Annotated in this window: 20 protein-coding genes, 1 pseudogene and 1 riboswitch; of the genes and pseudogenes, 6 read left to right on the top strand and 15 right to left on the bottom strand. The window is 59.0% G+C overall.

Annotation, left to right across the window (positions count from 1 at the left end; translation table 11 throughout):
- Positions 1 to 3: 3 nt before the first annotated feature.
- Positions 4 to 1008, bottom strand: coding sequence for a low-specificity L-threonine aldolase (gene ltaE / locus ACP7CZ_RS26630; protein WP_034128464.1), 1005 nt, complete (start codon positions 1006 to 1008; stop codon positions 4 to 6).
- 190 nt (positions 1009 to 1198) lie between these two features.
- Positions 1199 to 1368, top strand: a riboswitch (FMN riboswitch).
- 97 nt (positions 1369 to 1465) lie between these two features.
- Here ltaE and ACP7CZ_RS26625 point away from each other — a divergent pair.
- Together ACP7CZ_RS26625 and ACP7CZ_RS26620 are read left to right on the top strand one after the other, a co-directional pair.
- Positions 1466 to 1975: a 6,7-dimethyl-8-ribityllumazine synthase gene (locus tag ACP7CZ_RS26625; RefSeq protein ID WP_054922336.1), complete on the top strand. Its 510-nt coding sequence runs from the start codon at positions 1466 to 1468 to the stop codon at positions 1973 to 1975.
- Positions 1976 to 2113: 138 nt separating this feature from the next.
- Entirely contained in the window at positions 2114 to 3610 is a 1497-nt protein-coding gene (locus ACP7CZ_RS26620) for a M91 family zinc metallopeptidase (protein ID WP_172415519.1), read from the top strand.
- Here the strand turns inward: ACP7CZ_RS26620 and astE are convergent.
- The 7 genes from astE to ACP7CZ_RS26585 all read right to left on the bottom strand — a co-directional run bounded on the left by astE (position 3597) and on the right by ACP7CZ_RS26585 (position 11437).
- Complete coding sequence (gene astE / locus ACP7CZ_RS26615) at positions 3597 to 4613, bottom strand: succinylglutamate desuccinylase (RefSeq protein ID WP_054922329.1); 1017 nt, start codon at positions 4611 to 4613, stop codon at positions 3597 to 3599. The genes ACP7CZ_RS26620 and astE overlap by 14 nt on opposite strands.
- A gap of 11 nt (positions 4614 to 4624) precedes the next feature.
- A complete protein-coding gene (locus ACP7CZ_RS26610; protein WP_003175651.1) occupies positions 4625 to 4912 on the bottom strand; it encodes a hypothetical protein in 288 nt (95 codons plus the stop codon).
- Positions 4913 to 4938: 26 nt separating this feature from the next.
- A complete protein-coding gene (gene astB / locus ACP7CZ_RS26605) occupies positions 4939 to 6285 on the bottom strand; it encodes an N-succinylarginine dihydrolase (protein ID WP_294171805.1) in 1347 nt (448 codons plus the stop codon).
- A 156-nt stretch (positions 6286 to 6441) separates the two neighbouring features.
- Positions 6442 to 7911, bottom strand: a complete 1470-nt coding sequence (astD, locus tag ACP7CZ_RS26600; protein ID WP_164919372.1) for a succinylglutamate-semialdehyde dehydrogenase — start codon at positions 7909 to 7911, stop codon at positions 6442 to 6444.
- Positions 7908 to 8933, bottom strand: a complete 1026-nt coding sequence (gene astA / locus ACP7CZ_RS26595; protein ID WP_003193612.1) for an arginine N-succinyltransferase — start codon at positions 8931 to 8933, stop codon at positions 7908 to 7910. The genes astD and astA overlap by 4 nt, the downstream gene beginning before the upstream one ends.
- Before the next feature lie 51 nt (positions 8934 to 8984).
- Positions 8985 to 10004: an arginine/ornithine succinyltransferase subunit alpha gene (gene aruF, locus ACP7CZ_RS26590; protein ID WP_015885475.1), complete on the bottom strand. Its 1020-nt coding sequence runs from the start codon at positions 10002 to 10004 to the stop codon at positions 8985 to 8987.
- Positions 10005 to 10216: 212 nt separating this feature from the next.
- Positions 10217 to 11437, bottom strand: coding sequence for an aspartate aminotransferase family protein (locus ACP7CZ_RS26585; RefSeq protein WP_034128468.1), 1221 nt, complete (start codon positions 11435 to 11437; stop codon positions 10217 to 10219).
- A 388-nt stretch (positions 11438 to 11825) separates the two neighbouring features.
- On the opposite strand from ACP7CZ_RS26585, the gene ACP7CZ_RS26580 reads away from it, so the two are divergent.
- A complete protein-coding gene (locus ACP7CZ_RS26580) occupies positions 11826 to 16853 on the top strand; it encodes a leucine-rich repeat domain-containing protein (RefSeq protein WP_089042790.1) in 5028 nt (1675 codons plus the stop codon).
- 8 nt (positions 16854 to 16861) lie between these two features.
- Here the strand turns inward: ACP7CZ_RS26580 and argR are convergent, their stop codons facing one another.
- The 7 genes from argR to acs all read right to left on the bottom strand — a co-directional run bounded on the left by argR (position 16862) and on the right by acs (position 24910).
- The gene (gene argR / locus ACP7CZ_RS26575) at positions 16862 to 17842 is read right to left on the bottom strand and encodes a transcriptional regulator ArgR (protein ID WP_034128470.1); all 981 of its coding nucleotides are present in this window, start codon (positions 17840 to 17842) and stop codon (positions 16862 to 16864) included.
- Between the two features lie 246 nt (positions 17843 to 18088).
- Positions 18089 to 18853 (bottom strand): ABC transporter ATP-binding protein, encoded by a 765-nt coding sequence (locus ACP7CZ_RS26570; RefSeq protein ID WP_054922314.1) that lies wholly within the window; start codon positions 18851 to 18853, stop codon positions 18089 to 18091.
- A gap of 27 nt (positions 18854 to 18880) precedes the next feature.
- Positions 18881 to 19993 (bottom strand): succinylglutamate desuccinylase/aspartoacylase family protein, encoded by a 1113-nt coding sequence (locus tag ACP7CZ_RS26565; protein WP_054896742.1) that lies wholly within the window; start codon positions 19991 to 19993, stop codon positions 18881 to 18883.
- A 1-nt stretch (position 19994) separates the two neighbouring features.
- Positions 19995 to 20693, bottom strand: a complete 699-nt coding sequence (locus ACP7CZ_RS26560; RefSeq protein ID WP_003193625.1) for an ABC transporter permease — start codon at positions 20691 to 20693, stop codon at positions 19995 to 19997.
- On the bottom strand, positions 20690 to 21379 hold the full coding sequence (locus ACP7CZ_RS26555) for an ABC transporter permease (RefSeq protein WP_294171823.1): 690 nt from the start codon (positions 21377 to 21379) through the stop codon (positions 20690 to 20692). Before ACP7CZ_RS26555 ends, ACP7CZ_RS26560 begins: the two co-directional genes overlap by 4 nt.
- A 91-nt stretch (positions 21380 to 21470) precedes the next feature.
- Positions 21471 to 22256: an ABC transporter substrate-binding protein gene (locus tag ACP7CZ_RS26550; protein ID WP_294171826.1), complete on the bottom strand. Its 786-nt coding sequence runs from the start codon at positions 22254 to 22256 to the stop codon at positions 21471 to 21473.
- A 698-nt stretch (positions 22257 to 22954) separates the two neighbouring features.
- Positions 22955 to 24910, bottom strand: coding sequence for an acetate--CoA ligase (gene acs, locus ACP7CZ_RS26545; protein WP_005790645.1), 1956 nt, complete (start codon positions 24908 to 24910; stop codon positions 22955 to 22957).
- Between the two features lie 397 nt (positions 24911 to 25307).
- Between acs and ACP7CZ_RS26540 the strand changes: the two genes are divergently transcribed.
- The 3 genes and pseudogenes from ACP7CZ_RS26540 to ACP7CZ_RS26530 all read left to right on the top strand — a co-directional run.
- A complete protein-coding gene (locus ACP7CZ_RS26540) occupies positions 25308 to 25577 on the top strand; it encodes a DUF2790 domain-containing protein (protein WP_054896740.1) in 270 nt (89 codons plus the stop codon).
- A 304-nt stretch (positions 25578 to 25881) separates the two neighbouring features.
- Positions 25882 to 26271, top strand: coding sequence for a hypothetical protein (locus ACP7CZ_RS26535; RefSeq protein WP_054896739.1), 390 nt, complete (start codon positions 25882 to 25884; stop codon positions 26269 to 26271).
- 496 nt (positions 26272 to 26767) lie between these two features.
- Positions 26768 to 26936: pseudogene (locus tag ACP7CZ_RS26530) on the top strand (ribonucleotide-diphosphate reductase subunit beta); the annotation flags it as partial.

Here is a 26936-nt window from a genome sequence, read left to right as displayed (position 1 = left end):
CTGTCATTTCTGCGAAAACGCGACGAATGTCTGCAGCACTTGCTCGATCTGCGCCCGGCTGACGTCCAGATGGGTGACCATGCGCAGGCGCGGCGCGGCACTCAACTTGACCCCACGCTCGGCCGCAAAGGCCTTCAGCGCCTGCGCCTGATCGCCTACCTGCACATACACCATATTGGTCTGCACCGGCTCGACGCTGTAGCCGGCCTTGCGTAACTCATCGCCCAGCCATTGCGCGTTGGCATGGTCGTCAGCCAGGCGCTGCACCTGATGATCCAGAGCATACAACCCCGCCGCCGCCAGTGAGCCGGCCTGGCGCATGCCGCCGCCGACCATCTTGCGCAAGCGCCGAGCCTTGGCGATCAGCGCCGCCGAGCCACACAGCACCGAACCGACCGGCGCGCCGAGGCCCTTGGACAGGCACACCGACACCGAATCGAAGTGCTGGGCGATTTCTCTCGCATCCACCCCCAGCTTGACTGCTGCGTTGTAAAGGCGGGCGCCATCCAGGTGCAGGGCCAGGCCGTGCTCGTGGGTAAATGCCCGGGCCTTGGCCAGATAATCCAGCGGCAGCACTTTGCCCTGCATGGTGTTTTCCAGCGCCAGCAGGCGCGTGCGCGCGAAGTGGAAGTCGTCGGGCTTGATGGCTGCAAGCACCTGGTTCAGATCAAGGGAGCCATCAGCTTGAACCTCCAGGGGCTGCGGCTGGATCGACCCCAGCACCGCCGCACCGCCACCTTCGTATTTGTAGGTGTGGGCCTGCTGGCCGACGATGTATTCCTCGCCGCGCTCACAGTGAGCCATCAACGCCAGGAGGTTGCTCATGGTGCCGGTGGGTACGAACAGCGCCGCGGCAAAGCCCAGGCGCTTGGCCAACTCGGCCTCCAAGCGGTTAACGCTGGGGTCTTCACCATAAACATCATCGCCGCTGACGGCGCTGGCCATTGCGTCGAGCATGCCGGGGGTAGGTTGGGTCACGGTGTCGCTGCGCAGGTCGATCACGGTCATGAAGGGGGCCTCTAACGGAGTGGATAAGTCCTTTTGTGTGTGATTACTGCGGGCAAAGCCACGGAATATCAAGCCCCTATTGCATTCATTCGAATACCAACCAATCAAACCGATATAAGTTATCGAGACGGCAGCCGTGCAGTTTTCGAAAAACCATGTTAAAAACTCTCCGCCGCCAGGGTTCTGGCGGCAACGTTCTCAGGGCGGGGTGCAATTCCCCACCGGCGGTAATTGCACGCAATGTGCATAGCCCGCGAGCGCTTGGCGCCTTGAACTGCTCAGGCAGGACGGCGACAAGGTCAGCAGACCCGGTGTGATCCCGGGGCCGACGGTCATAGTCCGGATGAAGAGAGAACGGGATTGGCACCTAAGGGCCGCGCGCCTGTTTGCGCATGCGTACCCTTAAATCCCATTCGATTCATAACGCCCTGTTTTTTTCTTAAACAGGAGTCAGAACATGCAACCCACCGCAATCGACAGCAAAAGCAAAAACCATCACGGCGAGCGCGTCGCGTTTATCCAGGCCTGCTGGCACAAGGATATTGTCGACCAATCGCGCAAAGGCTTCCTCGCCGAAATGATCGCCCAGGGTTATCAGGAATCGGACATCGACTTCTTCGAAGTCGGCGGCGCCTTTGAAATGCCCCTACACGCCAAGTTGCTGGCCAAGACCGGCCGTTACGCGGGGATCGTCGCTGCCGCGCTGGTGGTGGACGGTGGCATCTACCGTCACGAATTCGTCGCGCAATCGGTGGTCAGCGGCCTGATGCAGGTGCAGTTGGAAACTGAAGTGCCGGTGTTCTCGGTGTCCCTGACGCCGCACCACTTCCATGCCGGCAGCGAGCACACCACGTTCTTCTATGAGCACTTCGTGCACAAGGGTCAGGAAGCTGCGCGTACCTGCGCCGATACCCTGCACAAAGTGCGGGCGATCTATCAAAGCGAGCCGCAAAAGCGCGTTAGCTGATTGCATCCGAGCCCTGTCCAGCCGAGTTTCCTTGGATCGACAGGGCATATATATAAGTAAAACCAGTGATTGATGTACCGACGATGTAATGGTTTTGAGGTTTACCTCAAAAGAGTTCCCATCATCAACGGAGTCAGCATGTCTGAGATTACCCTTCCAAGCGCTCCGCGCGCTCCCGATAACGTCTGGATGATTGACGGACGAATCAGCGACCCCATCAACCGCACCAAAAACCTCCAAAGGGGCCCGCACGCCCAACTGCCGTTAGCGTTCATCACGCTGCATTCCGATAATACCGTGCTTGTCGAGCGCGAATTGGCCGATGAACTGCACGATTACCTTGTGTTCACAACCACCGATAAAGCCGACCGAATCTGCGTCGACCTCCCCGCGCAAGGCGAAGGTGAAGGACTCAGCGTCATAGTCAATACGCAACGTTTCCATGTCACCCTGAACGGGCTCAATCAGTTCGTGGTGTTCCGGACACAGGGCGGTGATGACCTAATTAATGTTGCCGACGATGTCACCCACCCCATCCTGATCGACGCCGGTGAAGGCAGTGATCGCATCTGGGCCGGAGGCGGCTACTCGCGCATTTTCGCCGGCCCCGGCGAAGATATGATCCTGACTCGGCGAGGCGCCTGCTATATCGAGGCAGGTGATGGAAACGACAAGGTTGTTGCCCTCGCCGACGGTGACATGACGGTCTACTCCGGCGCGGGGGACGATACCGTCATTGGCGCCCAAGGGCAGGCCTTTATCAATGGCGGAGAGGGCCATGATCATCTGACAGGGGGAGGCAAGCACAACATCCTGGTGGGTGGGCCAGGCGATGATATTTTACAGGCAGGCCCGCACAGCAATGTGATGTATGCCGGACACGGCATGGATCTGGCACTTCAGCTCAAGCCGAGGGACATAGTCTTCAAAGACTCCAACACCATCCTTGTTGCTGCGCAGCAGTTCAGCGTGCCCGCTTCCACATCAGGGAACAGCTCGCCAATAGATGTCCAGCAAGCGCGGGTGACCGATATCAATTACTACCCTCTGATCCACAGCGGCGTTCGAGTAGTCGGTAGCCTCCAGTTTCAACAACGAGTAAACGATGACCTCTCGCTGCTGGCCCAATCGCCGAACGGGCAACAATTGCTGCAAGCGCTGTACGCCGCGCAATTGATAGGCGGCACCCCAATCAATATCTATGAGTTGCAAGATGAGAGCAACGGGCTGTTTGCGCCGAGCAACGAATCGGAACCCAGGTCATTCATTGAGAATAATCAACGGGGCATACCGGCCTACGGTGGTTCGATCTACTACAATCCGACGTTCATCGGCAATCGAATGACCAACATACCGTTGCTTTATCACGAGCTGTGCCATGCGTACAACGCGGTCACCGGAACCACCCTGCCAGGATACAGCGAGGACGGTGTCGACGGCGACAAGGCCCGTCCGCTCATCCGCAACAGCGAACTGCAGGCGGTGGGCCTGCCTACAGACGCCCCCCCTTTCGACTTCGACAACGACCCGTCGACTCCACCCACCAATTCCAACCCGGTGTCATTCAGTGAGAATGGTATCCGCGAAGAACTGAACATGCCGCCGCGCAAACAGTATTCCTTTAACCCTGTTTAAGCTCCGCGGCGTCTTCTGAGGTCGGCACAATTAATATCCCCGCCCGTAGGCCATTCTTGACCTTCGGGTTGGGGAAAATGATATGCGCGCCCTCCTCCTCGATCACCCAACGGGTCTTGGCCACGTCTTCGGCCAACAGGTAGCCCTTGGCCAACGGCGAGAAGTTTTCCACATCCGCCGGCAGGTGCAACAGGAACGCGTCGCTGTGCTTGATCACTTCACGGGACACGGCAAACAGCTGCAGGCCGTCCAGGCTCTCGGTCACAGGCTCGGTGCCTTCGATGATCTGCGTGAGGCGAGCCTCCAGGAGACGCACGTCTACACCCTCGTTGTGCCCGAATGGTCGCGCCTTGCCCAATTCAAGGGTGAAGGCCTCGGCGCCCAACTGTTCATAGGTAAACGCGGTGAAGGTGATCGAGGTTTTATTCTGCAGCAACACCGCTTGTATACCGGCAGCGCGCAGGCGTGCCAGCTCGTGGCGCGAATGCTGGCGCCCTTCCTTCCAGGGATACAGCGCGAATTGTTCGATCTTCGAGCCACGAATCGCGGTGTGCAGGTCGTAATGCAGGCGCGAGCGGCCAGGCAGGCTGAAAAAGCTGCGGGCCAATTGCTCAAGCTCGGCGGCGCGCATGGCTTCGGGGCCAATGTTTTGTTCATGACGGCCATTGAACAGCCGGTTGACGTCCAGCTCGAGGTAACGCTCACCGCGGCGCATGGCCTCGGTATTACCGAACAGGAACAGAATACGGGTGCGGGGTTTGATCTCCCCGCGGGCAATGCCATGCAACAGGCGGTCGAGCAATTCGATCGGCGCGGTTTCGTTGCCATGGATGCCGGACGACAACAGCAAGTCGCTGCCGTTGTCCAGAGCTTCAGGAGGACGCACTTCAAGCGCGCCTTCGCTGAGCCAGCGCATCTGCACGCCGTCGACAGTCAGTTGAATTTTTTGCGCCGGTTCACGACCGGCGAGGGTCAGTTCAAGCAGTTTGCCGAGGGCGAGCATAAGCAGCTTCCTTAGTGGTTGCAGCCTGGGCCATGGACGTGATCGTCGTCGTCACCTTCAACGTCGGCCGGCTCCATTTCCAGTTGCAGGCTCATCAGGTTGGTGGCCAATGGGCGCATCAGCAGGTTGGCGTACTCGGCATCGCCCTCCTCTACGTCTACGCCAATCAGCAGTTGGCCGCGGCCATCGTGCTGGATCCAGATCTCCTTGCCCTGCCAGACCACCGCGACGCGGGTGCAGGAGGTTTCCAGCTGGGTGCCGTCGGTGTCTTCAAGGATGAGTTTCAGGGTGTCGGTCATAAATAAAATATCTCAGCCGTGTGGCATTAATTGATCTGGAAAGGATAAACCGAGCCCAGTTTAAGGATTTGCGTCAGTTCATCCAATGCCGTCCGGCACTCAAGCAGCAACTGCGGGTCAGCCAGGTCGGTTTCGCGCAGGCTGTCGCGGTAGTGCTTGCCCACCCATTGGGTCAGGGTTTCGTACAACGGCGCGGTCATGATAACCCCTGGGTTCACGGCCGCCAGCTCGGTTTCGTTCAACGCCACGCGCAGGCGCAGGCACGCCGGCCCACCGCCATTCTGCATGCTTTGCTTGAGGTCGAAGACCTTGACTTCGCGGATCAACCCGCCGGAAACGGTCAAGCCTTGCAGGTACTGCCACACGCGCTCATTGGCGCGGCACTCTTCCGGCACGATCAGCAGCATCGAACCATCAGGACGAGTCAGCAACTGGCTGTTGAACAGGTAGGAACGCACCGCGTCCTCGACACTGACCAACGCGCGGGGCACACACACCGACTGGAAGTTGCCGCCCAGCTTGCTCAACTTGCCGTGCAGTTCGGCGAGCATCTGTTCGGTATTGAGGAACGCATCCTCGTGATAGAACAGCACCTCGCCGTTGCCCACCGCGATCACATCGTTGTGGAACACACCGGCATCGATCACCGCAGGGTTCTGCTGGGCGTAGACCACACCATCATCCTTCAAGCCATGCAGGCGCGCAACGGCCTGGGAGGCTTCGAGGGTCTGGCGCGCCGGGTACTTCTGCGGGGCCGGGTAACGGGGGTCGAAAGCACTACGGCCGAAGACGAAAAACTCGACGCCCGCCTCGCCGTACTCACGACAGAAACGCGTGTGGTTGGCCGCGCCTTCATCGCCAAATTGCGCCACGGCCGGCAAGGCGGCGTGGTGAGCGAAATGCTTGCCATCGGAGAACATCGCCCCCAGCACTCGGCTGGTGGTGGGGTGCTCGATGCTGCGGTGGTATTTGCAATTGAGGTTGGCAGCGGTGAAATGCACACGACCGTCTGCGGTGTCGGCACTTGGGCTGACGGTGGCGGCGTTGGCTACCCACATGCTGGATGCCGAGCAGCTCGCTACCAGCAAAGGCATGGCCTGCCTGGCAGCCTGCTCGATCACCTGAGCGTCGGTGCCGCTGAAACCCAAGCTGCGCAAGGCGGCTACATCCGGGCGCTCCTGGGGCGCCAATACACCTTGCACAAAGCCCATGTCCATCAGGGCTTTCATTTTCTGCAGGCCCTGCAACGCCGCTTCCTTCGGGTTGGAAGACTGCTGGCTGTTGCTTTGGGACGCGACGTTGCCGAATGACAAACCGCCGTAGTTATGGGTCGGCCCCACTAGACCGTCAAAATTGACTTCACAGGATTTCATCGGCGAGGCTCCACAAACATCTGTTTTTATAGGCATCAAATCACTTGAATACACCACAGATCCATTGTGGGAGCGGGCTTGCTCGCGAAAGCGGTGGTTCAGTCACTTCAAATGTTGAATGAAACACCGCATTCGCGAGCAAGCCCGCTCCCACATTTAGATCAGCGTTATACCTGGCGTGAGCGTTGCCGGGACTATCAGGCTTGGCGTTTCCAACGACGCCACCGGGTACGCGCAATAATCCGCCGCGTAATAGGCACTGGCGCGATGATTGCCCGACGCCCCGACACCACCGAACGGCGCGGTACTGGCAGCGCCGGTCAACTGCTTGTTCCAGTTGACGATACCGGCGCGGCTTTCCAGCCAGAACTGCTGGTAACGCGCTTCGGAGTCCGACAACAGGCCAGCGGCCAGGCCGTACTGGGTGTTGTTGGCCTCAGCGATGGCACCGGCAAAATCCGCATAGCGGATCACCTGCAGCAGCGGGCCGAACAGCTCTTCGTCTTCACGTTCCGTCACCCCGGTTACGTCGATGATTCCAGGGGTCAACAATGCGGCCTGAGCCTGAGGCTGGGTCATTTCCAGCAGTGCCACGGCACCATTGGCCAACATCAGTTCCTGGGCTTGCATCAAGGCTCTGGCCGCAGCCAGGGAGATCACCGACCCCATGAACGGCGCCGGTTGCTGATCGAAAGCGCCCACTTCAATGCTCGCACTCACCGCCACCAGGCGCGCCAGCAAGGCATCGCCCCAGGCACCTTGCGGCACCAGCAAGCGGCGCGCGCAGGTGCAACGCTGGCCCGCCGAGATAAACGCCGACTGGATGATGGTGTACACCGCCGCATCCACGTCGGCGACTTCGTCCACGACCAGCGGGTTATTACCGCCCATTTCCAGGGCCAGGATCTTGTCGGGCCGCCCTGAGAATTGCTGGTGCAAGTGATTGCCGGTGCGGCTGGAGCCGGTAAAGAACAGGCCGTCGATGCCTGGGTTGGCCGCCAGGGCGATGCCGGTTTCCCGCGCGCCTTGCAGCAGGTTCAGCACGCCCGCCGGCAAACCGGCTTCGATCCAGCACTGTACGGTCAGCTCAGCGACCTTGGGGGTCAGCTCGCTCGGCTTGAACAGCACGGTATTGCCCGCCAGCAACGCCGGGACGATGTGCCCATTGGGCAAGTGCCCAGGGAAGTTGTAAGGGCCGAACACCGCCACCACACCGTGGGGTTTATGGCGCAACACAGCGGTGGCGTCGCCCAGGGGGCCGCTCTTCTCGCCGGTACGCTCGCGGTAGCTTTGCACCGAGATCGCAATCTTGTTGGCCATGCTGGTGACTTCAGTGGCCGACTCCCACAGTGGCTTGCCGGTTTCTTCGCCAATGCAGCGGGCGATTTCATCGGCACGGCTTTTAAGCGTGGCGGCGAAGGTTTCCAGCACGCTGATGCGTTCTTCGAGCGGGCGCTTGGCCCATGCCGGGAATGCCTGGCGCGCAGCCTGCACGGCGGATTCGACCTGTTCGGCACTGGCACCATTGCCAGCCCACAGCACTTGCTGAGTCACCGGGTTGCGCGATTCAAACAGCTCACCCTGGCCAGCCAGCCAGCTACCTGCGATATACAGCGAATTCATTATTTGGACTCCCGAGCAGCAGACAACGCAACAGCACGCACTTGATCACCCACCACCAGTTGCAGGCGCTTGGCGGTCTGTGGATCGACCACCAGCGTACCTGCCGCCAGACGGGCCGGAGCGGCGGTGATACGGCATTCCTCGCGCTTGCGGTTATGGATCAGGAACGGCGTGGCATCGTCCCCCGGCGTGCCGATGGCCAACACCAGTGACTGGCTGTCGCGCACCGCACGGATCTTGCTGGTTTCACATTCCACCGCCGGGCCGGCGTCGAAAATATCCACATAGCCCTGGTAGCTGAAGCCTTCGCTCTTGAGCATGCTCAGCGCCGGCTCGGTGTCCGGGTGGACCTTGCCGATTACATTGCGCGCGTCTTCGGAGAGAAAGCAGCTGTACAGCGGGAACTTGGGCATCAGCTCGGCGATAAACGCCTTGTTGCCTACGCCCGTGAGGTAGTCGGCCTGGCTGAACTCCATCTTGAAGAAGTGCCGGCCCAGGCTTTCCCAGAACGGCGAACGCCCGGCGTCGTTGGACACACCGCGCATCTCGGCAATGATCTTGTTGCCGAACAGTTGCGGGAACTCGGCGATAAACAACATGCGCGCCTTGGCCAGCATGCGACCGTTGAGGCCGTTGCGGTAATCGGCATGCAAAAACAACGAGCACAATTCGGAATTACCGGTGAGGTCGTTGGCCAGGAACAGCGTCGGTATCTCACGGTAGATATTCAGTTCCTGGGAAGCGCTGACAGTCAGCCCAACCCGGAAGTTGTACCACGGCTCGCGCAGGCCAACGGCGCCAGCGATGGCGGAGATTCCCACCACGCGGCCTTCGTCGTTTTCCAGCACGAACAGGTAGTCGGCATCGCCGCGCCCGGCTTCGCCGCGAAAGGTTTTTTCCGCCCAGCCCACCCGGTGGGTCAGGCGCTCTTCGTTGGCCGGCAAGGTGGTGAGGCCGGTGCCAGTGCTGCGCGCCAGGTCTATCAGGGCCGGTAAATCGCTGCTGCGTACGGGACGAACGATCATGCTATCTCCTCGAACGGGCCGCTGTTGTCAGCCACCCGCGAAACTCTCTTTTTAAACCGCAACCAGGCGCACACTGGCGCCTTCGCCAACGCCCAGCGCTTCGGCTGCCGCCAGGTCCAGGGTCACTGGTTTGCCGGGCGCGTAGTCCAGCTCCAGCATCACCGCACGGTAATCCTGCAACTGCGCGTTGCTCACCAGGTACTGGCGGCCAACCCCCTTGACCATCTCACCGATTTTCACTGGCACCACGCGGCTCTGGGCAATCGAGCGAATGCCCGACACCCGGGCGTGCAGCGTCGGGCCACCGTCGAAGATGTCGATGTAATGGTCAGTTTCGAAACCTTCACGCATGAGGATGTCGAAGGTGATTTGCGCACGCGGGTGCACCTGGCCCATGGCTTCTTGCGCTTCGTCCGGCAGCAGCGGCACGTAGATCGGATAGTGCGGCATCAGCTCGGCGAGGAAGGTACGGCTTTTCAGCCCGCACAGGCGCTCGGCGGCGGCGTAGTTGAGGTCGAAGAAATTGCGGCCAATGGCATCCCAGAACGGCGAGTCACCGTTCTCGTCGCTGTAGCCGACAATCTCGGTCACCACCGAGTCGGCAAAGCGCTCGGGATGGCTGGCGACAAACAGCAGTCGGCCACGGGAATTGAGTTCCGACCACGGCGAACCGACCAGCGCAGGCTTCACGTAGAAACTGGTGAGCAGGCTGTTGCCGGTAAGGTCGTGGCACTGGGAAAGCACGTGGATCTTGTTGTGGATCTTCAGCTCGCGGGAGGCGTGTACGAAGGTCTCGTTACGAAAGCTATAGAACGGCTCGGAGTAACCGGCCGAGGCCACGATGGCCGAGCAGCCGGCGAGCTTGCCGGTCTCGGTGTCTTCCAGCACGAAGAAATAGCTCTCTTCACCATTGAAACTCACCTCGGCCGCAAAAGAAGCTTCGCTGGCCGCGATCTTGTCGCTCAGGCGTTCCACATCATCCGGCAAGGAGGTGACACCAATCGGGCTGTCCGCAGCCAGACGCTGTACCTCGCCCAGATCAGCCATTTGCGCGGGGCGCATCACCAGCATGGTGTCACTCCTTAACTCGAAAACTCACAGAGGAAAAAATGCCGGACACAGGCCCTGGATACACATCGGTCTCAATGTGTCAGCAGATCCATGTGGGAGCTGGCTTGCCTGCGATACAGGCAACTCGGTATATCAATGTCACCGAGGTGATGCTATCGCAGGCAAGCCAGCTCCCACATGTGTTCAGGTCCGGCCAATAAAATGTGTCGCTATCAGGCTTGCGTCAACGTCTTCACAGCACGCTCAAAACGATCCAGGCCTTCATTGATGTCCGCCTCTTCCACCACCAGGCTCGGTGCAAAACGCACCACGTCGGGGCCGGCTTGCAGGATCATCAAGTTCTCTTTTTCGGCCGCGTTGAACACGTCCTTGGCCTTGCCTTTGAAGGCATCGCTGAGTACGCAACCGATCAACAAGCCCATGCCACGCACTTGGGTGAAGATGCCGTACTGCTTGCCGATCTGCTCCAGGCGCGCCTTGAACAGGTCGTGCTTGGCATTCACACCCGCCAGCACTTCTGGGGTGTTGATCACGTCGATCACCGCTTCCGCTACCGCGCACGCCAGCGGGTTGCCGCCGTAGGTGGTGCCGTGGGTGCCGACTACCAGGTGCTTGGCCAGGTCTTCACGGGTCAGCATCGCCGCAATCGGGAAGCCGCCGCCCAGGCTCTTGGCGCTGGTGAGGATGTCCGGGGTCACGCCGTAATGCTGGTAGGCAAACAGGTGTCCGCTGCGGCCCATGCCGGTTTGCACTTCGTCGAACACCAGCAGCGCGTCGTTCGCGTCGCACAGTTCGCGGGCGCCTTGCAGGTAAGCCAGTTCGGCTGGCAGTACGCCGCCTTCACCTTGGATCGGCTCCAGCACCACGGCGCAGGTCTTGTCCGACACCGCGGCTTTCAATGCGGCCAGGTCGTTATAAGGAACGTGGGTGATGCCGGTGATTTTAGGCCCGAAACCATCGGAGTACTTCGACTGGCCACCGACGTTGACGGTGAACAGGGTACGGCCGTGGAAGCTGTTCAGCGCGGCGATGATCTCGTACTTCTCGCTGCCAAAACGGTCGAACGCCACGCGACGGGCCAGCTTGAAGGCGGCCTCGTTGGCTTCGGCGCCGGAGTTGCAGAAGAACACGCGCTCGGCAAAGGTGGCGTCGATCAGCTTGTGGGCCAGGCGCAGCGCCGGCTCATTGGTGAACACGTTGGAGACGTGCCAGAGTTTGTTGGCCTGTTCGGTCAAAGCACCGACCAGTGCCGGATGGGCGTGGCCTAGAACGTTAACCGCGATGCCGCCGGCAAAGTCGATCAGCTCTCGACCGGCCTGGTCCCACACGCGCGAACCTTGGCCACGCACAGGAATAAAGGCAGCAGGTGCGTAGTTGGGCACCATCACCTGGTCGAAATCGGCACGTTGCACCGGGGCTTGCTCAACGGACATCGGAGTCTCCTGAAGAGGAACGCCTGCCTGGAACTGGCGGGCGATGCAGGGATTGTAAGGACAGTTTTCAGTGGGGCCTTGTCGCCAAGCGACAACTTCTTATAGCGCCAACCCGTGTTTTTCGCGGGTTTACGCCAATGCGACAAATAGCGTCGCAATGGCGCAGTTTAAACGCTGCGGCAGGTTTACGTCAGGATCATGCAGCGAAAGGGTTGGCGCGCCCTGACGATCTAACCGCGCCTACCTGAGTTCCGGGCAGCACGGCCTGATAAGCAAGGGAGGCAAGCGCAAGATCTGCAGGTTTCTTTGCGGGCATCACTATATATGCTCCCGCCCTGCATCAAAGTTGGTGTGATGTCGCTGCCTCAATTCAATGAAGATCCAGCCCATGCCCACCCCAACTCAGACCTCGCTCTCCCAACACCTCGCACAAGTCGCAGCCGTAGTGCCCGCCGAGGTCAACCCCCGCCTACCGAAATGGCTAGGGAACGCCTCAAGTGCCCGGCGTCAGGCCCTGAAAAACAGCCCAATTGCATTCGCCGATTGGTATGGCGATGCCAACCGCACCCAGCAAGCTCCCGCCAAGAAGGCCCTGGAGAACAGTTGGAAGGCACAAAACCAAATCGACAGCGCCCTATCCACGCTCCAATCCCCGCAGGCATTTGCCGCCCCCTTGCTGCAGCAGGCACTCAAGCAGCAGTTCGACGCCGACTGCGACGTCAGCGCTATTTACCTGCGCTTGTATATCCCACAGACCACACCGCTGCTTCCCATAGAAACTGGCGCCAAAACCTGGACCGTTTCACTGGTGGAGGCGGCATTGCACAACTTTGATGCGGACGAAAGCAAGCCGACGGCATATGCCCCAGAGTCGACATTCATTACTCAGCCCTCCGCCACCGGGCAATTCAACACGCTGCCCCAATTACGCGAGAAAATCAGCATCGCTCAATTCATTGGGTTATGCCGCACGCTGGATGTCGGCAAGCAATACCAGCGCTACCTCAAGAACCTTTTGGGCTTCAATGACGCGGCGATCAAGGCTCAACTGCGCCAAAAGGTCATCAACAGCCTGAAAGCCGACGCCCAAGCCAGCTTGCATATGGCGCAGCTGAAAAAAGATGTATCGCCCCAAGCGTTCAATGCACTTCGCAGCTTTCTCAAAAACCTGATCGGCGACCTGAACGGCAGGCCGTTGCTGTGCCATGACCTTAGCCTGATGAACGCCCCCTTGACCGGCATCGTGCTGTTCGCCGCCGACCTGGAGTCCAATCGCAGCGCCGTCCCGATGGTGGCCTACATTCCGGGCGACCCGCAATCGCCGCTCAAGTATTACGCCAACGGTCAGGCTTTCATGCAGGACCTGGCGAACAAACTGCGCAGCGCCGACTATCAGGCGTTTTTCAGCCGTTTCGTCAGGCATGAACAGCGTGGCTACTTCTTTGCCGATCTCAACAGCCGCTTATCACAGGTCGTCTGGCACGAGCATGTTTCGGGCGACCCCCGCCCTGTCTGGCGTGACGAACCTGTGGCCAAAACCAACCTGCAATTCTATGCGACGAAAATCACCAACGACCTGTACGAGCACCTGTATGAGAACAAGCTTGATAAGTTGCTCAACGATGCTCGCGTAACGGCCATTCCCACCGCCGACGCTGACAGAAATGCTCGCTGGCGGCACTGGGAGGTTGTGCAGAAAATCGGTGAAGCCATTCTCGAAATCGCCGCCTTCATCGCAACACCCTTTGTTCCGCCGCTGGGCTTACTGATGCTCGGCTATACCGCCTATCAACTGCTCGACGATGTGTTCGAAGGCGTGCTCGACTGGGCCGAAGGGCTCAAGCGCCAGGCATTCGGGCACCTGATGTCAATCCTTGAGCAAATGGTCCAACTGGGGATGTTCGCGGTCGGCGCACCGATAGCCGAAAACCTGTTGCGACAGACGCTACCGAAGGCGCTATGGGACTTCTTTGACAGACTCACTCCGGTGACCACCGACCGTAAAACCCGTCTGTGGAACCCCGACCTGGCGCCCTACGCCCACGACATTCAATTGGTTCCAGGGTCGCGCCCCGGCCCGCAGGGATTACATGCCCATCAACAAAAGCAGATCCTGGCGCTGGACGGGCAATATTTCTCCATCAAACAACCCTCGGGCAACGCTAGCCTTGAACACCCTACGCGCCCCCACGCCTACCGCCCACGCCTACTGAGCAATGGCAAGGGCGCCTGGTTGACGCCCGTGGATCGCCCGTTGACCTGGAATCGCACCACCTTGCTACGCCGGCTCGGTCCATCTGCCGAAGGTATCAGCGAAGCCGGTCTTGAAAGAGCCAGTCGCATCAGCGAGACCAATGATGACGTCCTGCGCAAACTGTACATGGACCACCAACCGCCGCCGCCGCTGTTGGCCGACACACTCAAGCGCATCCGGATCGATGAGCAGTTGCAAACTTTCATCGACCAAATGAACAGCGATGACCCTGCGATGTATCAGAAGGCTGATACCCAAACGCAACTGTGGCTGCTGAGCCAGACGGGCCTATGGCCCGAATCCAAGACCCTGCGGTTTCTCAACGCCAAAGGTGAAACCGTCTGGGAGCACAAAGGCCATAAAAACGCCGCCGTGGCACAGATACACGAAGCCCAGATGAACAACGGCGATTTGCTGACGATCGTGCTGGAAACCTTGAATGAGTCGGAACGCAAAACCTTGCTTGAAGAGCCGTTCGGCCCCACGCCCACCCTGCCTGCACGCACCGCCAAACTGCGCAAACAACTGGCACGCGCAGCTCAGAAAAGCCGCGCCTCGCTGTTCGACTCGCGTTATCGCGGGCTGGAGATAACCGCTGACGCACGCCTGCAAACCATCATCGACGCCGCGCCCGGCCTGCCAACGAGCGCCGCCGAAGACGTATTACGCTGCTCCACCGGCCAGCAGTTGCTGGACATCGACCAAGGCAAGGTACCCGCGCCGGTACTTGAGCGAGCACGCTGGGCCGCTCATCACGTTCGAATCAGCCGGGCGCATGAAGGGTTGTACATGACCGCTCTGGAAAACAGCGACACCCACCGCCTCGCCCTGCACTCGCTGGAAAACCTGCCGGGCTGGTCGCCGTCTGTGCGCCTGGAAGTGCGCGATTTCAAGCAAACCGGCAAGCTGCACGATGCGATCGGCGCTCCTGAAGCACCGATCAAACGCACCCTGGTGCGTACCATCGACGGCGAGTACATCCCCGAAGACGAAAAAGGCATGGTGCTTGCCGAAACGGATTTTTACACTGCCGTCCTGCAGGCCCTGCCTGACACTCAGCGCGATGCGCTGGGCATTCATATCGGCCAGGGTCCGTTGTTGCGGCAAACCTTGAGCCAGCGCCCCCTGACACGTGAAGCGCTCGGCGCGTTGTTGGCCCAGGATCCAGTGCGCAAACCTGCCTACGACCCCAGGCTGATGCGCCTGCCCGGCGGCATGGAAGGCTACCCCGCCACACCGCCAGAGGCCGGCAACACCCCCGAATTGGCGTTGTTACACGAGCTGTACCCTGGCCTGAGCCCGCAAGAGCTGGCTCAGACACTGGACATTTTGAACAGCCATCCCAGCACTCCCTTACAGACGCTCCGCTACCTGAAAAACGAGCTTTTACGACTCAAAACCGATCTGATGGCCTGGCGCTCGACCCTCTTGCAGGCCTCTCTCAACACCGATGCCCCGCTGCCCCCTTCCACGGTCGCCGAAGCGGAACTGCACCGCTGGATATGGACACAAGAACTGCTCCGCGGCTGGCGTCATGAAACGCCGATCGATACTGACCACGCAATCGGACGCACACTGAACCTTGGCTACCCCATACACGGCGAACTGCCTGTACTCAATGCAAACTTCGATCACATTTCCAGTTTGACGCTAAAGGGTTACCCCACTACCCGGGGAGCGCCAGGTTTCCTCACCCACTTCCCCAACCTACGTACGTTGCATCTGAGCGACGTTGCCCTCAACACAATTCCTCCCGAGGTCATCGCACTTTCTCACCTTGACAGACTGACGCTGCGCAACTGCAACCTGACCCTGCAAAACCGCGCAGACCTTGATCCATTCACAGGACTCAAAAGTCTGGACCTGTCCAACAACAATCAGCTGTCACGGTCTCCCAACCTCGGGCACATGCCTGAACTACAGACGCTGAACCTGAGCGGAACCCATATCTCCCTGTTTCCCGAGAACTTGCTCAATCGCCCCCAACTAGTCAGCGCCGATCTGAGCAACAACTATTTGAGTCGGCTGCCTGATTTGATCTTCCAACTGCCAGGCAATGCCGCCAAAGCCTTTAACCTGTCAGGCAACGGGTTCTCACGCGCCACGCTGCAGAGGATCAAAGCCTATTGCCAGATAACCGGCGAACATTTTGGTGCTGATGCCAACCCCGCGCAGCGGCTTATGGTGCAAGCGCTTTACCCCAAGTACAGCGTCGACCAGGCGAATAACTTCATCTTCAGGCTGCCCGGCGGCCTGGACGACTCAATGGCACACTTGGTGCGCTTGAAAGCGGACTACGAGCGTCTTCAAGCCGATTTGCAGGAATGGATAGTGAGTGTGCCGGCACAGCATCCGCTTACGAGGGCACCCCTGGACGAGCAAGCGCAGGCTCAGCAGCAGTTGGTGCGAGACGAACTCAAAACAGTGCTGGAAGCAGCTTGGCGACGGGAAACCGCTCTGGACTCCGACCAAGAGCCGCCCGCCGCCTCCCATGAAATGGAAGTGACGCTGGCGCCGCTAGGCGATCTACCGTCATTGAATATCGATTTCGAGCACATTTCGAAGCTGGAATTGAGAGCAGAGGAAACTACGTCGATTCCCCAGGGATTTCTCGAGCACTTTCCCAACCTGGAAAGCCTGCTGATCTACCGCTATGCCTTGAACGACATTCCTGGCGCCGTGTTCAATCTACCCAAACTCAAGTCACTGAGCCTTGCAAACAGCCATATTCGCTTGACCACCACCAGCGCCGACGCCCTGAGCGACCTGCAAAACCTTGAGTACCTGGACCTGAGTCATAACCCGCTGGGCGTCGCGCCCGACATCAGCAAAATGTCGGGGCTGACAGGTTTGATGATCGAAGAAGCTGGCCTCACGCAAGTGCCGAACGGAATATTCAACCTGCCATCGCTTGATCAAGTGAGCTTGCGCAATAACCAGATTAGCGAGCTGCCCAGCGACCTCCTTGAAATGGATGCAGACAGAGCCCAGGGCTTCGACCTCAGCGGCAACCCGTTCTCGCCCGCGGCGATCGCCATGCTGCGCAGTTATTACAACCGCACGGCGGTAAGTTTCGATGTACCGGAAGCTTTACAACCCCCGCCGATCAATCCCAACCAGGACTCCGTCAGCGGTGGACCCGACACAGAGGGCGATGAATAGCCCGCCGCTCAACCGCGCTCGGAGGGCACCGACGACAACTCGAACGGGCTGCTGCTGCGCCGTTGGTTGCGGTCTTCACGGGGAGTAGCGCCGAAGAAGTTACGGTAGGCGCTGGAGAAATGCGGCCCCGAGGAGAAGCCGCACGACAGGCCGATCTGGATGATCGACTTGCTGGTTTGCATCAACATCTGGCGCGCCTTGTTCAGGCGCAGCTCCAGGTAATACTGGCTGGGAACGCGGTTAAGGTACTGCTTGAAGATGCGCTCCAGCTGTCGTCGTGACACGCACACGTGCTGGGCAATTTCATCGGTGGTCAGCGGCTCTTCAATATTGGCTTCCATCAGCAACACCGCCTGGGTCAGCTTCGGATGGCTGGAGCCCAGGCGGTTTTGCAACGGAATGCGCTGGCGCTCGCCGCCCTCACGGATGCGCTCCACCACCAATTCTTCAGACACGGCACCGGCCAACTCGGCGCCATGGTCACGGGCCAGTACCGCCAACAGCAGGTCAAGTACCGACATGCCGCCGCAAGCGGTCAGGCGATCACGGTCCCAGTCAAACAGGTGGCTGGTGGCGATGACCTTGGGGAAACGCTCGGCGAAATCGTCCTGCCAGCGCCAATGCACGGCAGCACGATAACCATCCAGCAAACCAAGCTGGGCCAATGGGTACACGCCTGCCGATAACCCGCCTATCACGCAACCAGCCCGAACCAGTTGCTTGAGCGCGGTGCTGAGCTGGGAGGCGATGGCGGCAGGCGGCTCATCCGCCAGCAGGAACAGTTTCTGAAAACCTTCCAGCTTGCCGGCCCACGGCTCGCCCGGCAGTTGCCAGGCCCCCTCGGTTTGCGGCTCGGCCTGCAGAAACGACAATTCGTAGACCACATCCGGATGTACCCGCTGAGCAACGCGCAAGGCCTCCTCAGCCAGCGCAAGCGTGAGTGCTTTTGTGCTGGGCCAAATCAGGAAACCAATTTTGTGGGCGGTCATGGAGTGCTATCCGGAGCGAAAACGGTGAAAGAAGCTGTGGGCCAATGCTAGCCCGTAATCAACTACAAATCCCAAAACAAACACAGATCAAAAGTGGGAGCTGGCTTGCCTGCGATGGCGGTGGGTCAGTTAACACATCATTGGCTGATGCATCGCTATCGCGGGCAAGCCAGCTCCCACAGGGAATCGGGGCTTACCTCAAGACTGCGGAGCATGCACTATCCCGGTGCACAAAAGCAGTCTTGATTATTTCAAACTGCCAGAGAGGAACTGCTGCAACCGTTCCGACTGCGGGTTCACCAGCACTTCCCTCGGATTGCCACGCTCTTCAACAATGCCTTTGTGCAAAAACACCAACTGGTTCGACACTTCCCGGGCAAAGCCCATTTCGTGGGTCACCACCACCATGGTGCGGCCTTCCTGGGCCAGGTCCTGCATGACCTTGAGCACTTCGCCCACCAACTCCGGATCCAGCGCCGAAGTAGGTTCGTCGAACAGCATCACCTCAGGTTCCATCGCCAGCGCGCGAGCAATCGCTACGCGCTGCTGCTCGCCACCGGACATGTGGCCCGGGAACGCATCCTTACGATGGCCCACGCCGACTTTGGCCAGGTAATGCTCGGCCTTTTCACGGGCCTCTTTCTTCGATATGCCCAACACGTGCACCGGGGCTTCCATCACGTTTTCAATCGCGGTCATGTGCGACCACAGGTTGAAATGCTGGAACACCATGGACAGGCGTGAACGCATACGTTGCAGTTGCTTGGGGTCGGCGGCCTTCATGGCGCCGTCCTTGCTGGCCACCAGTTTCAGCTCTTCGTTATTGAGCAGAATCTTGCCGGCGTGGGGCTGCTCCAGCAGGTTGATGCAGCGCAAAAAGGTACTTTTGCCCGAACCGCTGGAACCGATGATGCTGATCACATCACCGGCGGCGGCGGCCAGGGACACACCTTTGAGCACTTCATGACTGCCATAGCGTTTATGCAGGTCTTGGACTTCAAGCTTGTACATGCGGTCGGTTCTCACAAAAACAGGTGGTCAGTCGTTGAGCAAGCGCCCGTGACGCAGCGCTTCGCGCCCCGCCACCTTGGCCAGCCAGAAACCCGCTTGGGCATAACGTAGCCGTTCAACGGCAAACAACACCCCCGAGGTGCCCGCGCAAATAGTGCTTACGCGGTCAGTCAGGGGGTCAATCACTTCAAAAATCTCGTCGCCGGTTTCTACCCAGTCGCCCGCTTTACGCAGGTAACTGATCACCCCGGCATGGGGCGCGAACAGCAGCTCGGTGCCCTCAAAAGGCACACCTTCGCAAGGTTCGTGTTGCGGCGCAGGCCACTCGCCCTTGATCAAGCCTTGTTCGGCGAGGAACGCAAGGATGCCTTCGGCGTGGAAGATGGCTTCATCACGGCCGGTGTCGGCCTGGCCGCCCAACTCCAACGTCGTTGCCAGGCAGGCCAGCGGAATCTGCGCCTGCGGGAACATGCGCGACAAACGCAGCCACGGCAACGAGCACGCCTCGTCAAACGAACTGCCGCCGGAATCTTCCGCCAGCAGGCCGACCTTCACATTCAGATGTGCCGACAGCGACCGCCACTGCGGCCAGTGTTGGGGCAGCGCGTACATGTGCAGTGCGGCTTCGGCGTCGCAATGCAGGTCCAGCACCACATCGGCGGTGCAGGCATGGCTCAGCAGGATACGCTGCATGCCTTGCAACTGGCTGCTCGGCTCGGGCAAGGCGGCCAGCGTATCGCTCATGGCCTGGCGAATCATGCGCACATTGGCGTGCGGGTCATCACCCAGTTTGCCTTGCAACAATGCACCGACCGGCTCGCTCAACTCAACGAAGTCGCGATTGAAGTTCTTGCCGCTGCCCACTTCGAAACGCCCCTGGTGGCTGCCCTGCAACAGCTGGCCAAGGCCCATCGGGTTAGCCACCGGCACCAGCTCGATCACGCCGTTGAGGGCGCCCTGCTGCTCCAGCTTTGTGAGGCGTTTTTTCAGTTCCCACGCGGCACGCATACCCGGCAACTCATCGGCGTGCAGGCTGGCCTGGATATAGGCCTTGCGCTCGCCGCTGCCAAAGCGGAACACGCTCAGTTGGCGCTCGCAGCCCAAATGCCCCCAGGGCAGCAGATGATCGATACGTTCCATATCAGTGCTTCCGTGGAGCCAGGTAGCTCAGCCAGCGGCGCTCGGCCAACTTGAACAGGCGCACCAGGATGAAGGTCAGGCACAGGTAGAACACGCCAGCGGTGATATAGGCTTCGAACGGCAGGTAATACTGGGCATTGACCGTACGCGCGGCACCGGTGATGTCGATCAGGGTAACGATGGACGCCAGGCTGGTGGTCTGCAGCATCATGATCACTTCGTTGCTGTACTGCGGCAGCGCACGGCGCAGGGCCGACGGCAACAGGATGCGGCGGTACAGTTTGTAGCGCGACATGCCCATGGCCTTGGCCGCTTCGATCTCACCGTTAGGCGTGGCCTTGAGGCTACCGGCGATAATTTCGGCGGTGTAGGCGCTGGTATTGATCGCAAACGCCAGGCACGCACAGAACGTTGCGCTGGACAGCAGCGGCCACAGGAAGCTTTCGCGCACCACTTCGAACTGTGCCAGGCCGTAGTAGATCAAAAACAGCTGCACCAGCATCGGCGTGCCGCGGATCACGTAGGTGTAAAGCCAGGCCACGCCGTTGACGATCGGCTGCTTGGACACGCGCATCAAGCCCAGGGGCAAGGCCGCGAGCAGGCCGAAGAACAGCGAGATAGCGAGCAGTTTCAGGGTGGTCAGCAAGCCGCCAAGGTACAGCGGCATGGCCTCCCAGATGACGTTGTAGTCGAAGATCATAGATCAGCCGCCCTTACGCCTACCGAGTAGCGCTTCTCAAGGTAACGCAAGGCCAGCAACGACACGCTGGTGATCACCAGGTACATCGCCGCCACTGCGAGGAAGAAGGTAAAAGGCTCGCGGGTGGCGTCTGCCGCCTGCTTGGCCTTGAACATCATGTCTTGCAGACCTACCACCGAAATCAGCGCGGTGGCCTTGGTCAATACCAGCCAGTTGTTGGTAAACCCGGGGATCGCCAGCCGAATCATCTGCGGCACCATCACCCGGAAAAACACCTGGAAGCTGCTCATGCCATACGCCACGCCGGCTTCGGCCTGGCCCTTGGGAATGGCCATGAAGGCGCCACGGAAGGTTTCCGAGAGGTAAGCGCCAAAGATGAAACCCAGGGTGCCGATACCGGCGGCCAGGGGGTTCAAGTCGATATAGTCGTCAAAGCCCAATAGCGGCGCGACGCGGTTAAGCAAGTCCTGACCGCCGTAGAAAATCAGCAGGATCAGCACCAGGTCGGGGATCCCGCGGATCACCGTGGAGTACAAGTCGCCCAGCCAAGCCAGCCAACGTACCGGCGACAGGCGTAGCGCGACCCCGATCAGACCCAGAACAATGGCCAAGGCCATGGACGACAAGGCGAGCTGAAGCGTCAACCAAGCGCCATCGAGGATAACGGCCCCGTAGCCTTTCAACATGATTCAGGTCCTCGAAAAGGGGGATGAAAAAATGGCGCAAACTTCAGGATGACTGTTGCTTGCGCCATTTCGGACAGACAGCTGCGATGAGTTACTTGGCGTCAGCGCCGTAAATATCGAAGTCGAAGTACTTGTCCTGGATTTTCTTGTATTCGCCGTTGGCACGGATTGCAGCGATGGCCGCATTGATGCGCTCAAGGTTTTCCTTGTCGCCTTTGCGCACTGCGATGCCGATACCGTCGCCGAAGTATTTGGTTTCGGTGAACGATGGGCCTACAAACGCGTAGCCTTTGCCGGCGTCGGTTTTCAGGAAACCATCTTGCAGCAGGGTGGCGTCAGCCACGGTACCGTCGAGACGACCGGCAGCCACGTCCAGGTAGATTTCGTTCTGGGTACTGTAACCCTTGATATCCGCACCTTTTGGCGCCAGGACTTCACGGGCGAAACGATCGTGGATCGAACCGCGCTGCACACCGATCTTCTTGCCTTTGAGTTCATCCAGGCTGTCGCTGACGGTGGTGCCTTCCTTCATCACCAGACGCGCTGGGGACAGGTAGTAGCGGGTGGTGAAGTCCACGGATTTCTTGCGGTCTTCAGTGATGGACATGGACGACAGGATCGCGTCGATCTTGCGCACTTTCAACGCCGGGATCAGGCCATCGAATTCCTGCTCGACCCAGGTGCACTTGACGTCCATCTGCTTGCACAGCGCATTGCCGATGTCGTAGTCAAAACCGACGATGCTGCCATCCGGTGCCTTGGAGGCAAACGGAGGGTAAGCCGCTTCGATACCAATTTTCAGCGGCTTGCCTTCGGCGAAAGCCTGCATGGACAGCACGGACAGCGCCAGGGCGCCCAACAGCACGAGTTTCTTCATCTTGGGACTCCATCGGTATAGGGCAAAAACAGCAGTATGAGCCATGGCCCACGATGCGGCGAAGGTGTAACCGAATAGCGGTGCTGCGTCCTGCGCGGGCGACACCTGCGACGACGAGCGAGTGATCGGCATTCTAACGACAGGCCGGAAGCCGATATTTCCTCAATGCGACAACAATTTACAGAAGCACTGAGAAAGCGGTTCCAACACATTGACAGCCTCTGAATTTTATGCAGAGACAAAAGATATTAAACCTGATGATGCTGCAAATTGCGGGCCTATTATTCGCAAACCCTTCTAGCACGGCAAGTCTGGCGTTTAATCTTATTTTTGGGGGTGTCTAGAACGCGGTTTTTCGGGGCGGGGGCGTGGTCCATTGCCCCAGCTTTGTGCGGGTGGTTACACATTTGAGCGGGCCGGTAACATTCAGAAACGTCCTACCGGGAAAACCGATATTTATTGGCTTGGTCGTGATGCGGCTCTGTCAGACCGCCACCCACACCCCTTTATGAAATGCGATCTGAACTGTGGGAGCTGGCTTGCCTGCGATAACGGTGTATCAGCCAAAGATGGGCTAACTGATAAATAGCTATCGCAGGCAAGCCAGCTCCCACACTGCATCTCGGTGTTACATGGCCCCCCCACAAAAAAGCCCCACCCGGCTTGCACCGAATGGGGCTCTGTCCCACCTACCCCGCTTACGCGACGTTCATGGTCTTGTGCGTTTCAATCAAATGCGCCACCACGCTTGGATCTGCCAAGGTAGAGATATCCCCCAACCCATCGTATTCAGCCGTGGCGATCTTGCGCAAAATGCGCCGCATGATTTTCCCCGACCGTGTCTTCGGCAGCCCCGGCGCCCACTGGATCACATCCGGCGAGGCAATCGGGCCAATTTCCTTGCGCACCCAGTTCTTCAGCTCCAGGCGCAGTGCTTCGTTGGGCTCTTCACCATTCTTCAACGTGACATACACATAAATGCCCTGCCCCTTGATGTCATGCGGCACGCCCACCACCGCCGCCTCGGCGACTTTGGGGTGCGCAACCATGGCGCTCTCGATCTCGGCAGTACCCATGCGGTGGCCGGACACGTTCAACACGTCATCCACACGGCCAGTGATCCACCAGTAACCATCCTCATCGCGACGTGCGCCGTCACCGGTGAAGTACATGCCGCGGAAGGTCTTGAAGTAGGTGTCGACAAAACGGTCATGGTCGCCGTACAGGGTGCGCGCCTGGCCTGGCCAGGAATCCAGAATCACCAGGTTGCCTTCGGCGGCGCCTTCGATGATGTTGCCCAGGTTGTCCACTAGCGCCGGCACCACACCGAAGAACGGCCGTGCCGCCGAACCCGGCTTCAACGCATGGGCGCCTGGCAGTGGGCTCATCAGCGTGGCACCGGTTTCGGTCTGCCACCAGGTATCGACGATCGGGCAACGGGATTGGCCGACGTTCTTGTAGTACCAGTCCCAGGCTTCCGGGTTGATCGGCTCACCCACCGAGCCCAACAGGCGCAGGCTGCTGCCGTCGGCGCCTTCGCAGGCTGCGGTGCCGGAAGCCATCATCGCGCGGATCGCGGTCGGTGCGGTGTAGAGGATATTGACCTTGTGCTTGTCGACGATCTTCGCCACGCGGGTGATGTCCGGGTAGTTCGGCACGCCTTCGAACAGCAGCGTGGTCGCGCCATTGGCCAGCGGGCCGTAGACGATGTAGGTGTGGCCAGTGACCCAGCCGACGTCGGCGGTGCACCAGTAGATTTCGCCTGGGCGATAGTCGAATACGCGCTCGTGGGTCAGGGCCGCATAGAGCAAGTAGCCACCGGTGGTGTGCTGCACACCCTTGGGCTTGCCGGTAGAGCCGGAGGTATAGAGGATGAACAACGCTTCTTCGGCGCCCATTTCTTTTGGCGCGCAGACGGTGCCCGCCACTTTCATCAGGTCTTCGTACCAGATGTCGCGATGCTGGTTCCACTTGATCGCGCCATTGGTGCGCTTGCACACGATCACCTTCTGGATGCTGCTGGTTTCCGGGTTGGTCAGTGCGTCGTCAACGTTAGCCTTAAGCGGAATTTTCTTACCGGCGCGAATGCCTTCGTCAGCGGTAATCACCACTTTCGACTTACAGTCGATGATGCGACCGGCCAGGGCTTCTGGGGAAAAACCGCCAAACACCACCGAATGGATCGCGCCGATGCGGGTACAGGCCAGCATGGCGACCACGGCTTCGGGAATCATCGGCATATAGATAGTCACCACATCGCCGCGGTGCACGTCCTGGCCGCGCAAGGCGTTGGCGAACTTGCAGACTTCTTCATGCAACTCGCGGTAGGTGATGTTGCGGCTCTCGGCAGGGTCGTCGCCCTCCCAGATGATTGCGATCTGGTCGCCACGCTCGGCGAGGTGACGGTCCAGGCAATTGTAGGAAACGTTCAGGGTGCCATCGGCGAACCATTTGATGTCGACATGGTGGTCGTCGAAAGAGGTCTGCTTCACCGCGGTGAAAGGCTTGACCCAGTCAAGGCGCTTGGCTTGCTCGCGCCAGAAGCCATCGGGGTTGACCACCGACTGCTGGTACATGGCCTTGTAGGTCGCCTCGTCGGTCAGCGTGTTGGCTGCTACTTCGGGGCGAACGGGGTACAGGGAAGCCGCACTCATCTTTCTTACCTCGGTGACATAGTTGTTGTTGTATGGCCCCTGTTGTAGCCGGGGTGGGCCTATAGAACCATTCGACGATGGTAGTAACAAGACCCTACAAATTGCCCTGCTATGCCTTTTCACCGCTCTGGCCCGCGTGCTGCGGCGGCTGGCAGGTTTCTGAAAAAATCTTGATTGAGGGATTGTTACAAAAACCGCCAAAAGTGTTTATCAAAACTACGGGTATATGAATATAACCGAGGCGCCTAAAATCAACTCCGCCAACAAGGCACTCTGATTAACAACGCAACAGCCCCCACGAAGGCAACGTTAATCCGAACTTCCCAACTTTTAAGTGACACACGCGGCCTCACAAGGGCCCCGTGCCCCCTTTCGCCCTGAAGAAGGTAATGAAGAAATGAAAGCGTTATTAGTGATCGCCCTGAGCAGCTTGTGCGCCACCGCCGCCCTGGCGGACGAAGCCCCGACTGAACTGGCCGGCCAGAACGCCCCGATTGTCGAGAACTACACCTATAGCACGCACTTGGATGTGGCCAAAGTCTTGTCCATGAGCAGCATTCCAGAAGTCTGCGAAGTTGTACCGGTGAAGATGGAATATGAAGATTCTCAAGGCCAGCGTCATATTCTCAACTATCAAGTAATGGGCAATGGTTGCTCTAACGGCTAACAGCCCTTGCTTCGCCCCATCAAAATCCATGTCTATAAAGTAATCATTGTTGCGACGAGGAGCATTATCTCGGGCGGCTACTCCAGCCCTCAGTGATGACCGAGCCACTGCTCCTTCCCGCATATGATTTTTTTACTGATAAATACCTCACATAATTCCAATTACTTCTTTAAACCTGTCAACTCTGACAGTTACCTCAGTTTTAAGTGCGTGTTTGAATGAGACTCCGAGTTTGTCATGCCTGTCGCATCAAGAAGGATGCGGCAAGACAAATATCATACGCAACGACTGAGGAGCAAAAACCATGACGATTTTAAAAAAAGACCCGCGTGATTTAGCTAAAGCGACAGGAAGCGGGAGTGCGGTCATCCATTTCAAAGAGATCCGTGGTGAAGTTGACCAGAGAGCAGCTTATTTGTATTTTTTACCAAAACTTTCAAGCTACGACAGTTACGTTCAAATCACCATCCTGCGTGAGGAGTTCAACCAAGGCGCAATCCCCTTACCCTCAGACAATGTACAAACCTATATAAAACTGGGCACTTCCGCGTGGAGCGCCAATGCGGGAAACGTTAAATGCGACTGGGATGAAAATTCAGGCCGTGCCACAGGTACCTTTGAATTAATTAACTCGCAAACCGAAGAAAAAATATCTTCCGGTAATTTTGATGTGACATTCCCGGTTAAAAAGTAACGCACCCTCGCGGGGGCAGTAAATGCTGTAGCCCCCCTCCTGCCTCCGTATCTGTGAGCCAGATCGAAGCGCATTGGCATCACAAGCGTCCAGAGATCGCGAAAGCATCTGCGCACCAATTAAAAATCGCTCAAGCAACAATCCCCCTGCAAACCCTTGCCGTGGCTGGAAAAATCTACATTCAGCTCCTCCACTGCGGTCATCCACCACAACACAAACCCAATTTTTTCCCTATAATGCGCGGGTAAATCGGGCCTGCAATATCCCTTTACACAGGGATGAAGAGCCAGACCTGAGGCATCCCGCGCGAGCTTGCACCTGCTGCTGCGCCCCTCAAGCCTCACGCAGAGCACCCGTAGCCCTATTCCGTTTAATGCGTGCGCTAGCTGCAACAAACGATTCCTTAAGATCCACCGCGGCCCTAGGGCCGTGTGAACACCCAACCATCCGGTTTCACACGGGCACCTTTGAGCCCTCACGCAGGAGACGACACGTCATGCTGAGCTGGGACGAATTCGACAAAGAAGAAGAAGGCGAAGTAGCCGCCAAAGGCGCCAACGCCGGCCACGCCACCGAAGCCAACATGGACCGCCTCGACGGTGCCGGCGCCGCTGCCGCCGTGGAAGCCCGTGCCGTCACCGCCAACGACTCCGCCGCCATCGTGC

The organism is Pseudomonas sp. DWP2-2 (assembly GCF_049897065.1).
Taxonomy (GTDB): Bacteria; Pseudomonadota; Gammaproteobacteria; order Pseudomonadales; family Pseudomonadaceae; genus Aquipseudomonas; species Aquipseudomonas paracarnis.
This window is presented reverse-complemented; position numbering and strand designations above follow the sequence as displayed.